The sequence below is a fragment of the Mycobacterium malmoense genome (assembly GCF_019645855.1).
Lineage (GTDB): Bacteria > Actinomycetota > Actinomycetes > Mycobacteriales > Mycobacteriaceae > Mycobacterium > Mycobacterium malmoense.
The window spans coordinates 5,206,469-5,219,007 of the sequence record NZ_CP080999.1 but is presented as its reverse complement, the minus strand read 5'-3'; the positions used below and the strand labels follow the sequence as shown (position 1 = coordinate 5,219,007).

Genomic DNA, 12,539 nt, shown 5'->3' with positions numbered 1-12,539 from the left:
CGCTCAGTCCTTCGCCGGTGCTCCAGAACCGGCTCCCGATCTGGCCCCGGCCTCGGTGTACAGCGGGTGCTCCGGCAATTCCTCGACCGTCGTGCCTGACCGGAAGTTACGCAGCGCGATCCAGGCGATCCAGACGAAGGGCACGACACCGCCAACGATCAGGATGACGTCGCCCGGCAGCCGCAGCCATTCGAGCACCGAATTGCCGGGCTTGGTGATGTAGCCCAGCGACCGCGCCTCGAAGTAGCCATCGTTGACCGAGTGATACAGCTGCAGCACACCCAGCGGCAGCAGGGTGGCGAACACCATCCACGCGAGGCCGATATTCATGCACCAGAACGAGATTCGCGCCAGCCTCTCCGGCCACTTGTCGGCCGGGATCACATAGCGGAACGCGAACATCGCCAGGCCGACGGCCAGCATGCCATACACGCCCATCATCGCCGCGTGCCCGTGGTTGGCCGTCAGCGCCGTGCCGATCTGGTAGTAGGACACGACCGGCAAGTTGATCAGGAACCCGAAGATGCCCGCGCCCAGGAAGTTCCAGAAGCCCACCGCGACAAGGAACATCACCGCCCAGCGATGCGGGAACGGGTTGGCGTCACCGGATTGCTGGCGCGCACCCAGCTGCAGGAACGCCCATGCCTCGACCGTCAGGAAGGTCAGCGGAATGACTTCGGCCGCGGAGAAGAACGCGCCCAGCGCCATGTGCTCCACCGGGGTGCCGGAGAAGTACAGGTGGTGCATGGTGCCGATGACGCCGCCGGCGGAGTACAGGATGACGTCGAGGAAGATCACGCCCAGCGCGATCCGCTCGCGCACCACGCCCAGCAGCACGAACATGTAGGCCACCATCACGGTGGTGAACAGTTCGAGGAAGTCCTCGACCCACAGGTGCACCACCCAGAACCGCCAGAAGTCCGCGACGGTGTAGTGGGTGCCGCTGCTGGCCAGCAGTCCCACCGTGTAGAAGGTGGGAATCGCCAGCCCGGAGAAGAAGAACAGCCACGGCATGTTCATCTTCGACTCGCCCTTGAGCCTGCCGCGCAGGCCGCGCCAGATGATCGCGATCCACACGAACATGCCGACGATCAGCAGGATCTGCCACAGCCGCGGCAGGTCGAGGTACTCCCACTGCTGGGAGAGCAGCCCGCCCTGGGGGATCACGCCGTAGATGGACAGCGCCTCGCAGATCAGCGAGCCGAACACCACGACCGCGACCGCGCCCAGCAGCACGTACGCCAGCAGCGCCTGACGCCTGGGCTCCCGGCGGGCGATGAACGGCACCAGGAAGATGCCGCCCGCCAGGAACGCCGCCGCGGTCCAGAACAGCGCCAGCTGCAGATGCCAGGTGCGGGCGAGGTTGTAGGGCAGCACCCGGGCCAGGTCCAGGCCAAAGAACGTCGACAGGTCGGCCCGGTAGTGTTCGGCGGCCGCGCCCAGCAGCGTCTGCGCCAGGAACAGCACCGACACGACCGCGAAGAACCAGATGGTCGCCCGTTGCGCCGGCGTCAGGCCCACCTCGCCGGGTTGGCGGAACGACAGCGTGGAGGTCTCGGCGCTGTGCCAGCCGACCTTTTGGCTCCAGCGGCCGTAAATCGCGAACATGACCCCGATGCCGCCCAGCAGCGCGATCAGCGACAGCGCCGACCACACGATTACCGCGGCGGTGGGACCGTTGTCGACGCGCGGCTCCGCCGGCCAGTTGTTGGTGTAGCTGTATTTGTGGCCGGGGCGTTCGGCCGCCGCCGCCCAGGCCGTCCACGCGAAGAACGCCGTCAGGTCGCGGATTTGCGCCTTGTCGGTGATCAGCCGCGGCAGCAGCCCGTATTTGGTCGAGTTCTCACCGAAGTAGGCCGCATAGTGGCTTTGAATACGGTCGAAGGCCGCGGCCTGCCGGTCGGTGAATACCAGCGTCTTGGTGGCCGGGTTGTAGCGGTTGGCCCGGAATTCGGTGACCACCCGATCGCGCGGATCGGCCACGCCCTGTGCGCGAAGTTGATCGGCAACGTCGTCGGTTGCCAGCCGCAGGTATTCGGCGGTGTAGTCGGGCCCGAGATACGCGCCGTGGCCCAGCACCGACCCGTATTCCATCAATCCGCGCGCCTGGTAGAGCTCCTGGCCCCGGGTGATGTCGTTGCCGGTGAACAACAGCTGGCCCGACTCGTCGACGACCTTGTCGGGCATCGGCATCGAGGCGGAGTACGTGCGGTAGACCAGGATGCCCATCACCAAAAAGCCGAAGATCATTACCAGGGCGACGCCCTGCAGCCAACCTCTCCCAACTAACGGCTGCGACGATTGATCGGGACGTGACGACTGTGCCGGCTGCGCTGCCATGGCGACGACCTCTTTCGCGTCGGGAGACGCATCGGCAGGTATCTAACACGCGACGAAGCCACCCTACATCGGATTAGCGTCAATTGAGAACAACCCGCGGCCGTTTGGAAACCAATGTCGCTGCGCGGAATACGTTGTGGTGTTGGCTGATTGACGATGCGATCGCGCGCGCCGCCGTGTGCGTTACGTGGCGGCCGGGTGGGTCGGTAGCGAGAAGTGTTCGGGCGGCACCGTCGGGCCGCTGGGGATTTGTGTCGACAGCGGCGTCGTGATCCCGTCGACCACCTCGGTGATGTTTCCGGTGAGCCGCTCGTAGTTGAGGGTTCCGTGCTGGAAATTCTGCGTGACCTGCAGCGGCTCTTGTATTTCCGCGCTGGTCGGCAAACCAAGCGGACCCCGTTCGTAGCTCAGCGAGGCCCAGGCGTCGTAGATGGCGCCGGTGACCGGTTGGGCGCCGGTTTCGGGTGACCAGTACATCGCGCCCTTGACGAAGGTGACGTAGCGGGCGTCGCCTTCGGCGTTGTCTTCCGGTGAGGTCGGTGAGCCAAGGACACTGTTCATGCCGCCGATCGCCTGCCAGTGCTCGTAGATGGCGCCGCCCTCCAGCGCCTTGATCAGCTCTTCGGGCGGATCGTTGAAATGCGCTGCGATATCCCGGATTTCGTCCATCAGGGCGTAGGCGGCATTGCCCGGACAATCGGTGTTTCCGACGTCGCGGTGGGTGAAGATGGTGGGCAAGTTCGCTATGGTGCCGGCCGCGAAGGTGGTGTAATGGCTACCGGCCGACTCCAGCGCGACCGTGCCCTTGGGGTCCACGCCATCCATGCCCAGCCGCCAACCAAGCAGCCGGCCCACAGTTCGCAGCTGCATCGGCGTCGGCGGCACGTCGTCGAAGTTGCCGATCATCGCCACACCCCAGGTGTTGCGGTTGAATCCGCCGGTGTGGAAGCCCTCGACCGCCTTGGTGAGTCCTCCGGCGCTGCCCTCGAACACCTGGCCGTATTTGTCGACCAGCGCGTTGTAGGCGATGTCGCACCAGCCCAGGGTCTTGCTGTGATAGGTGTAGATGGCCTTGACGATGCCGGCCGATTCCAGCGGCGAGTAGTCGTTGCTGCCCGCGGTGTGGTGAACGACCGCAGCCCGAATCCCGTTGTCGTACTGTGGAGTACCGCATCGCAGGGACTCGTCGGCGCCCCATTCGGCTCGGCTGATGATGGCCGGCGGTTGGCCCGGCATCATGACTCCGGCCGGCGGCGTCCAAGGCGTTTTCGCCGGCGCTTGCGGCGGTGAGATGAGGATCGCGGAGATGTTCTGCCCGAAGGGCTGTTCCTTGGACACCGGCCTATATCCCAGACGGTCCGTCTCCGACGGTCCCCCGCCAGCGGGTGGGGATCCCCCGGCCTCGTCGGGGCGTGCCCCCAGGGTCACCGGCGCATCGATCGGGCGGGTGACCGCGATCTGCACGGTCGTGGTGGCGCCGACGAACACCGGATCGGTGCTGCGGGGGCCCTCGGCCGGTCCGGCCGACCCGGCCGCGCCCGCCGGGTCGGGGGCCGCGGTCTCGTACTCGGTCTGATACCAGGGTCCCCACGAGCCGTCGGGGCGTTTTGCGCGCACCCGGGTGGAGGTGCCGGCGAGGTCACCGGTGAGCGCGACCAATGAAAACGGTTTGCCTTGCGTGAGTTCGCGAACCGTGACGCCGCCGCCGAGCCCGACCAACGGCTGCTCGGCGAGTTGGGTGTCGCGGGCCGGCGACGGTTCGGGTGCTCCGCGACCGCGTGTCGCGTCGTCCACCCACGAGACGATGACGACGGTCGCCGCGATGGCGGTGAGCAACATCGTTGGCGCGCGACTGCGGGACGACACCAGCCGATGTTACTTGTGTTTCTATTGTTATTTATGAGGCGACACGATATGTGCGCCAAAAAGTCCACGAAAGCCTGTTCGACGGCACCGCAGAGAGGTAGTTGCTGGACGGGTTGCTAGGACCCGGCGCCATGCGACTCTGCGGTGCCGTCGGGGGACAGGCTCTTTCAGGCCTTTAGTGGGGCAATGCCGGGAGGGCCGCGGCCGGCGCGGCGACACCCGTCAGGGCGCTGGCGGCACCCGGCGCGGCACCGGCCGCGCCCGGCAGTGCAGCGGCGGCACCCGGTAGGGCACCGGCCGCACCCGGGAGGGCACCGGCGGCACCCGGCGCGGCCCCGCCGCCTTGCTGGACACCCTGCATGATCGCCGGCATTAACACGCCCTTGAGTAGGTCGATGGCCTGGCTGGCGCCCAACTGGTTGGCGGCTTGCATCAAGTCGTTGACAAGCCCGCCGCCACCGGAACTGCCCCCAGACGCTATGGGCGACGAACCGCCCAGCGTCGACGGATCACCGAGGATCGGGTAGGTGCCGTCGGCGCCCGGGTCCAATCCGGTCGGCGCGCTGATCGGCACTTCGCCGGCGCCGCCCAGGCCAGGCGTGATTCCGGCCGGACTGGTCAGCCCGGGGCTGGATAGCGCCGGGTTGAGTCCCGCGGCTGGCGTCGTCGGCACCGCACCGGGCGTGGTGACCCCCGGTGTCGTGGGCGGCAGGCCCGGGTTTGTCAGAGCTGGGCTAGTCAGACCCGGACTGGTAAGACCAGGGCTGGTCAGGCCCGGGCTGGTAAGGCCCGGACTCCCCAGCCCGGGACTCGTCAGACCCGGGGTGCTGGCGCCGGTCCCGCTCAAGGCGGGCACCGGGGGCAAGTTGATCCCAAACTGCGACAGCCCCTGTGACAGCGCGCCTACTAGCTCACCGGGCAGGTCGCTCATCATCGCCGCCCGCTTGAACTCGTGGTGCTCGGGTGGCTTGTTGCCCGCGGTCGATTCGTAAACAAGGAAGTATGCGCAAGGACTCGCCACTGCCAGGGCGGCGACCGCGCTCATGGCTGTCGAAAGCTTGCGTCGGCGTCGGTTCGGCACGGAAGTCTCCTCAGAACTGGACAACTAATCGGAACTGCGGTTGTGTCGGCGTGTCCTGCCCGTCGTATCCGGCATGAAGCACACAGAGTCGATGGTACGAGTGGGATTGCTGTGACTAGAGTGCTGATATTGAATCGTGAGGTAATTGGGGCTCCGGCCGTGACCGCGGTGTCGCGCCATGCCGAAGCCGTCGTTACCTGGCCGAACCTCGACCCCGTGGCGTCGCCAAATGGGTTAGGCCCGCGCGGTCGGATACCCTAAGCAACCGATGACCGCTCGTTTCGACCTCCTCGTCGTCGGCTCCGGATTCTTCGGCCTGACCATTGCCGAGCGCGTGGCCACCCAGCTCGGGAAACGCGTGCTCATCGTCGAACGGCGCCCGCACATCGGCGGCAACGCCTACTCCGAGGCCGAGCCACAGACCGGCATCGAGGTACACAAGTACGGCGCCCACCTCTTCCACACCTCTAACAAGCGGGTCTGGGATTACGTGCGGCAGTTCACCGAGTTCACCGACTACCGCCACCGGGTGTTCGCGATGCACAATGGGCAGGCGTACCAGTTCCCCATGGGCCTGGGCCTGGTGTCGCAGTTCTTCGGCAAGTACTTCAGTCCCCAGGAAGCCCGGCGGCTGATTGCGGAGCAGGCCTCGGAAATTTCAGCGATCGACGCCGCCAATTTCGAGGAGAAGGCCATCTCGCTGATCGGCCGGCCGCTCTATGAGGCGTTCGTCAAGGGATACACCGCCAAGCAGTGGCAGACCGACCCCAAGCAATTGCCGGCGGCCAACATCACCCGCCTGCCGGTGCGCTACACGTTCGACAACCGGTACTTCAGCGACACCTACGAGGGCCTGCCGGCCGACGGCTATACGGCGTGGCTAGAGAACATGGCCGCCGACGAGCGCATCGAGGTGCGGCTGAACACGGACTGGTTCGACGTTCGGGATCGGCTGCGCGCCGACAGCCCCGACGCCCCCGTCGTTTACACCGGCCCGCTGGACCGCTACTTCGGCTACGCCGAAGGCCGGCTGGGCTGGCGCACCCTGGACTTTGAGGTGGAAGTGTTGCCCACTGGGGATTTTCAAGGCACGCCGGTGATGAACTACAACGACCTCGACGTGCCCTACACCCGCATCCACGAGTTCCGCCACTTTCACCCCGAGCGCGACTACCCGATCGACAAGACGGTGATCATGCGCGAGTACTCCCGGTTCGCCGAGGACGACGACGAGCCCTACTATCCGATCAACACCGAGGCCGACCGCGCCCTGTTGGCCGCCTATCGAGCACGGGCGAAGTCCGAGACCGCGTCGTCGAAGGTACTTTTCGGCGGCCGGCTGGGCACCTATCAATATCTGGATATGCACATGGCCATCGCCAGCGCACTGAACATGTACGACAACGTCCTCGGGCCGCACCTGCGGGACGGCACGTCACTCGACAATGGGTCGGCTTCTCCTCAGGCCGCTACGCGGCCTGCATCGTCGCCGGCGCGAGGTGATGGGTCGGCTTCTCCTCAGGCCGCCGCGCGGCCTGCATCGTCGCCGGCGCGAGGTGATGGGTCGGCTTCTCCTCAGGCCGCCGCGCGGCCTGCATCGTCGCCGACCGGCGAGGAAGGCGCGCGCCAATGACCGCCGTCAGCCTCCTGTCCCGAATCATCCTGCCCCGTCCGGGCGAACCCCTCGACGTGCGCAAGCTCTACCTCGAGGAGTCGACCACCAACGCCCGGCGCGCCCATGCGACGACGCGCACCTCGCTGCAGATCGGCGCGGAGTCCGAGGTGTCGTTCGCCACCTACTTCAACGCATTCCCGGCCAGCTACTGGCGACGCTGGACGATATGCACGTCGGTGGTGCTGCGGGTGGAGGTGACCGGGACCGGGCGCGTCGACGTCTACCGCACCAAGGCCACGGGCGCGCGCATCTTCGTCCAGGGCTGTCAGTTCGCCGGCACCGACGACGAGCCCGCCGTCGTCGAGATCGAGGTGGGGCTGCAGCCGTTCGAGGACGGCGGCTGGATCTGGTTCGACATCACCACCGACACCGCGGTCACGCTGCGCAGCGGCGGCTGGTATGCGACCGAGCCCGCCCCGGGCACGGCCAACGTCGCCGTCGGCATCCCGACGTTCAACCGCCCCGCGGACTGCGCCAACGCGCTGGCCGAACTCACCGCGGATCCGTTGGTGGACGAGGTGATCGGGGCGGTGATCGTGCCCGACCAAGGCGTCCGCAAGGTGCGCGACCATCCCAACTTCCCCGCCGCCGCGGCCCGGCTGGGCAATCGGCTGTCCATCCACGACCAGCCCAACCTCGGCGGTTCCGGCGGCTACAGCAGGGTGATGTACGAGGCGCTGAAAAACACCGACTGCCAACAGATCCTGTTCATGGACGACGACATCCGCATCGAGCCGGACTCGATCCTGCGGGTGTTGGCCATGCACCGCTTCGCCAAGAGCCCGATGCTGGTGGGCGGGCAGATGCTCAACCTGCAGGAGCCGTCGCACCTGCACATCATGGGCGAGGTGGTGGACCGGTCGAACTTCATGTGGACCGCGGCGCCGCACGCCGAGTACGACCACAATTTCGCCGAGTACCCGCTGAGCGACACCGAAGACAAGAGCAAGCTGCTGCACCGCCGCATCGACGTCGACTACAACGGCTGGTGGACGTGCATGATCCCGCGGCAGGTCGCCGAGGAACTGGGACAGCCGCTGCCGCTGTTCATCAAGTGGGACGACGCCGACTACGGCCTGCGGGCCGCCGAACGCGGGTATCCGACGGTCACGCTGCCCGGCGCGGCGATCTGGCACATGGCCTGGAGCGACAAGGACGACGCCATCGACTGGCAGGCCTACTTCCACCTGCGTAACCGGCTGGTGGTCGCGGCGATGCACTGGGACGGTGACGTCACCGGCCTGGTCCGCAGCCACCTCAAGGCAACGCTGAAACACCTTGCCTGCCTTGAGTATTCGACCGTGGCGATCCAGAACAGGGCGATCGACGATTTCCTGGCCGGCCCCGAACACATCTTCTCGATCCTGGAAACCGCGCTGCCGGAAGTGCACCGCATGCGCAAGGACTACCCGGACGCCGTTGTGCTTCCGGCGGCCAGCGAACTGCCGGCGCCGCGGCACATGACCAAGGCGATGAAGCCACCGGTGAACCCGCTATCCGTCGGTTATCGGTTGGTCCGCGGGATCTCGCACAACCTGACCAGGGCCGACCCGGAGGCCCACCGGCGCCCGGAGTACAACGTGCCGACCCAGGACGCGCGCTGGTTCCGGCTGTGCACGGTCGACGGGGTCACGGTCACGACGGCCGACGGCTGCGGGGTGGTCTACCGGCAGCGCGACCGGCGCAAGATGTTCTCGCTGCTGCTCAAGTCGCTGCGCCGGCAGCGTCGGCTCGCGAGCCGGTTCGACGAGATGCGCAGGGTGTACCGGGACGCGCTGCCCGTGCTGTCCAGCCAGCAGAAGTGGGAGACGGCGTTGTTGCCAGCGGCGGAGCCAGCGGTCGGCACAGAGCCAAAGCATGCCTGAGGCACCTCTTTCGGAGGCGCCGCGCGGCGAGGTGGTCGTGCTGGTGGCCGTCCAGTCGGCGCTGGCCGACCGCCCGGGTGTGCTGGCCACGGCGCGCGGACTGTCCTACTTCGGCGAGCACAGCATCGGCTGGCTGGCCGTGTCGCTGCTTGGCGCGATCGCGGTGCCGCGGCGCCGCCGGGAGTGGCTGGTGGCCGGTGCCGGAGCGTTCGCCGCACACGCGACCGCCGTGCTGGTCAAGCGGCTGGTGCGGCGCCAACGGCCGCATCATCCCGCCGTCGCCGTGCATGTCGGCACGCCCAGCCGGCTGAGCTTCCCGTCGGCGCATGCCTCCTCCACCACGGCCGCGGCCATCCTGATGGGCCGGGCCGCCGGGCTGCCCAGCGGAATGGGCCCCGCGGTGCTGGTCCCCCCGATGGCGCTGTCGCGGATGCTGTTGGGGGTGCACTATCCCAGCGACGTGGCCTTCGGCGTGGCGCTCGGCGCCGCGGTCGCGCGCCTTGCACTCTGGCTTGAGGGGAAAGGTTGAGCCGAATGAGTGAAGACGTGGTGACCGGACCTCCGGCGAACCTGATCGTCGGGGTGGTCAAGGCGGTCCGCCCGCGGCAGTGGGTGAAGAACGTGATCGTGCTGGCAGCGCCCCTGGCCGCCCTGGGCGGTCCGGTCCGCTACGACTACGCCGAGGTGTTGACCAAGGTGTCCGTGGCTTTCGTGGTGTTCTGCCTGGCGGCCTCGTCGACATACCTGGTCAACGACGTGCGCGACGTCGAGGCCGACCGGGAGCACCCCACCAAGAGGTTCCGCCCCATCGCGGCCGGTGTGGTGCCCGAGTGGCTGGCCTACAGCCTGGCGTTGGTGCTGGCGGCGGCCTCGCTGGCTATCTCGTGGTGGCTGACACCCAACCTAGCGCTGGTGATGGCCGTCTACCTCGGCATGCAGCTGGGGTACTGCTTCGGCCTCAAACACCAAGCGGTGATGGACATCTGCATCGTGTCGTCGGGGTTTCTGCTCCGGGCGATCGCCGGGGGTGCGGCCACCGATATCCCACTGTCGCAGTGGTTCTTGCTGTTCGTCGCCTTCGGGTCACTGTTCATGGTGGCCGGCAAACGTTATGCCGAGCTGCAGCTGGCCGAGCGCACCGGCGCCAAGATACGCAAGGCCTTGGAGAGCTACACCAGCACCTACCTGCGATTCGTGTGGACGTTGTCGGCCACGGCGGTGGTGGTGTGCTACGGGCTGTGGGCGTTCGAGCGTGACCGGCATTCGGGATCCTGGTTCGCGGTGTCGATGGTCCCGTTCACCATCGCCATCCTGCGTTACGCGGTCGACGTCGACGGCGGGCTGGCCGGGGAGCCCGAAGACATTGCTTTGCGTGACCGGGTGTTGCAGCTGTTGGCGCTGGCGTGGATCGCGACAGTTGGGGCCGCCGTTGCCTTCGGCTAGCCCGAGACTGGCTGCCCTCAAGGGCCTGAACCGCACCTTGGTGCGCCGACGTCCCGTGGTCAGGTGGGCGGGTCGGCCCCTCGGAAGGATCCTGTTCCCGTACGACACCGTGGTGCGGGTCAGCCTGTGGATCAGCGTGGCGGTGGTCGCGGCGCTGTTCGCGTGGGGTGCTTGGCAGCGTCGCTGGATCGCCGACGATGGACTGATCGTGCTGCGCACGGTGCGCAACCTGTTGGCCGGTAATGGGCCGGTCTTCAACGAGGGCGAGCGGGTGGAGGCGAACACCTCCACGGCGTGGACCTACCTGATGTACGTCGGAAGCTGGGTCGGCGGGCCGATGCGCATGGAGTACGTGGCGCTGGCGCTGGCGCTGGCGCTTTCGGTGCTGGGCGTGGCGCTGCTGATGCTGGGCGCCGGCCGGTTGTATGCGCCCAGCCTGCGGGGGCGCAGGGCGATCATGCTGCCCGCCGGGGCGTTGGTGTACGTCGCGTTGCCGCCGGCGCGCGACTTCGCCACCTCCGGCCTGGAGAGCGGGCTGACGCTGGCCTACCTGGGATTGCTGTGGTGGATGATGGTGTGCTGGTCGCAGCCGGTGCGGGGCCGCCCGGCCGGCCGGGCATTCATCGGCGCGCTCGCCTTCGTCGCCGGATTCAGCGTCCTGGTCCGACCCGACCTGGCGCTGATGGGCGGGCTGGCCCTGATCATGATGCTGGTCGCGGCCCGCAGCTGGCGCCGCCGTGCGCTGATCGTGGTGGCCGGCGGATTCCTGCCGGTCGCCTACGAGATCTTCCGGATGGGCTACTACGGCCTGCTGGTGCCCGGCACCGCCCTGGCCAAGGACGCGGCCGGCGACAAGTGGTCGCAGGGGATGGTCTATCTGTCGAACTTCGACGCGCCCTACGCGGTGTGGGTGCCGGTGGTGCTTCTTGTGCCGCTGGGAGTGCTGTTGATGGCGGCGCGTCGGCGCCCGTCGTTTCTTCGGCCCGTGCTGGCGCCCGACTACGGCCGGCTGGCCCGGGCGGTGCAGAGCCCGCCGGCCGTCGTGGCGTTCGTCCTGGTGAGCGGGCTGGTGCAGGGGCTCTATTGGATTCGGCAGGGCGGCGACTTCATGCACGCGCGGGTGTTGCTCGCGCCGCTCTTTTGTTTGCTGGCCCCGGTGGCCGTCATCCCGGTGGCGATACCCGACGGCGCGGACTATTCGCGGGAAACGGGGTATTGGGTGGCCGGTGCCGCCGGCCTGTTGTGGCTGGGGGTCGCGGGCTGGTCGCTGTGGGCAGCAAACTCACCGGGGATGGGTGACGACGCCACCCACGTCACCTACTCCGGGATCGTCGACGAGCGTCGCTTCTACGCGCAGGCCACCGGGCACGCACATCCGTTGACGGCCGCCGACTACCTGGATTACCCGAGGATGGCGGCGATTCTCGCGGCGCTCGACAACACCCCGGACGGCGCGTTGCTGCTGCCGTCCGGCAACTACACTCAGTGGGACCTGGTACCGATGATGCAGCCGCCGCCGGGAAGTCCACCGAACGGTAAGGGGCCCCAAAAGCCGCAGCACACAGTCTTTTTCACTAATCTGGGCATGGTGGGCATGAACGTCGGGCTGGATGTCAGGGTGATCGACCAGATCGGGTTGGCAAATCCACTGGCCCAGCACACGGAGCGGCTGAAGCACGGCCGGATCGGGCACGACAAAAACCTGTTCCCCGACTGGGTGATCGCCGACGGCCCGTGGGTGAAGGTGTATCCAGGCATCCCGGGCTATCTGGACGCGAACTGGGTCGCCCAGGCCGTCGCGGCCCTGCAGTGTCCCGAGACCCAGGCGGTGCTGAGTTCGGTGCGCGCCCCAATGACGTTGCATCGCTTCGTGTCCAACGTCTTGCATTCTTTCGAGTACACCAGCTACCGCATCGATCGCGTTCCGCTCTACGAGCTCGCCAGGTGTGGGCTTCCGGTGCCGGAGCCCAGCCCGCCGCCCCCGCGCGAGTGAGCGGCGGAAAAAATTCTCGCCGATCTCGAACCAATCACGGTCCGCCGGCCCCGGGATATTGACAGCAACATCACATCTACGTCCTCACCAGCTGACGACGACGGTCAAGCACATGCGGAAACGCGAGTTCTTACGCACGTGTCTAATCTGAAATCCGCTGGGAAAAATGGTCGAATGGCGATTTGCTTGACGGGCTTGATGAGAGCGGATGACCGAAGGTGTGGTTGACTACACGGGCACTGCTGCGCGGTTGGGTATGCGCATGCGGTCCGACCC

The 12,539-nt window shown here is 67.2% G+C and carries 7 protein-coding genes and 1 pseudogene; 5 read left to right on the top strand and 3 right to left on the bottom strand.

The genetic code is table 11. The annotated features are described in order from the left end of the window. Positions 1–3: 3 nt before the first annotated feature. The 3 genes from K3U93_RS24170 to K3U93_RS24160 form a co-directional block, all read right to left on the bottom strand. Positions 4–2,340, bottom strand: coding sequence for a nitric-oxide reductase large subunit (locus tag K3U93_RS24170; RefSeq protein WP_071511277.1), 2,337 nt, complete (start codon positions 2,338–2,340; stop codon positions 4–6). A 183-nt stretch (positions 2,341–2,523) separates the two neighbouring features. Beyond that, positions 2,524–4,206 carry an LGFP repeat-containing protein gene (locus K3U93_RS24165; RefSeq protein ID WP_217808457.1) on the bottom strand — a complete coding sequence of 561 codons (1,683 nt, stop codon included), beginning with the start codon at positions 4,204–4,206 and terminating at the stop codon, positions 2,524–2,526. 175 nt (positions 4,207–4,381) lie between these two features. After that, positions 4,382–5,287, bottom strand: coding sequence for a PirG (locus K3U93_RS24160; RefSeq protein WP_176220074.1), 906 nt, complete (start codon positions 5,285–5,287; stop codon positions 4,382–4,384). Positions 5,288–5,555: 268 nt separating this feature from the next. Between K3U93_RS24160 and glf the strand changes: the two are divergent. The 5 genes and pseudogenes from glf to aftB all read left to right on the top strand — a co-directional run. Continuing rightward, a pseudogene (glf, locus tag K3U93_RS24155) lies at positions 5,556–6,728 on the top strand (UDP-galactopyranose mutase); the annotation flags it as partial. A gap of 188 nt (positions 6,729–6,916) precedes the next feature. Then, positions 6,917–8,827, top strand: coding sequence for a glycosyltransferase (locus K3U93_RS24150; protein WP_083012093.1), 1,911 nt, complete (start codon positions 6,917–6,919; stop codon positions 8,825–8,827). Next, positions 8,820–9,356 (top strand): phosphatase PAP2 family protein, encoded by a 537-nt coding sequence (locus tag K3U93_RS24145; protein WP_083012091.1) that lies wholly within the window; start codon positions 8,820–8,822, stop codon positions 9,354–9,356. Before K3U93_RS24150 ends, K3U93_RS24145 begins: the two co-directional genes overlap by 8 nt. A gap of 5 nt (positions 9,357–9,361) precedes the next feature. Next, positions 9,362–10,270, top strand: a complete 909-nt coding sequence (locus K3U93_RS24140; RefSeq protein WP_071511282.1) for a decaprenyl-phosphate phosphoribosyltransferase — start codon at positions 9,362–9,364, stop codon at positions 10,268–10,270. Next, positions 10,257–12,263, top strand: a complete 2,007-nt coding sequence (gene aftB / locus K3U93_RS24135) for a terminal beta-(1->2)-arabinofuranosyltransferase (RefSeq protein ID WP_277622371.1) — start codon at positions 10,257–10,259, stop codon at positions 12,261–12,263. The genes K3U93_RS24140 and aftB overlap by 14 nt, the downstream gene beginning before the upstream one ends. Positions 12,264–12,539 lie beyond the last annotated feature (276 nt).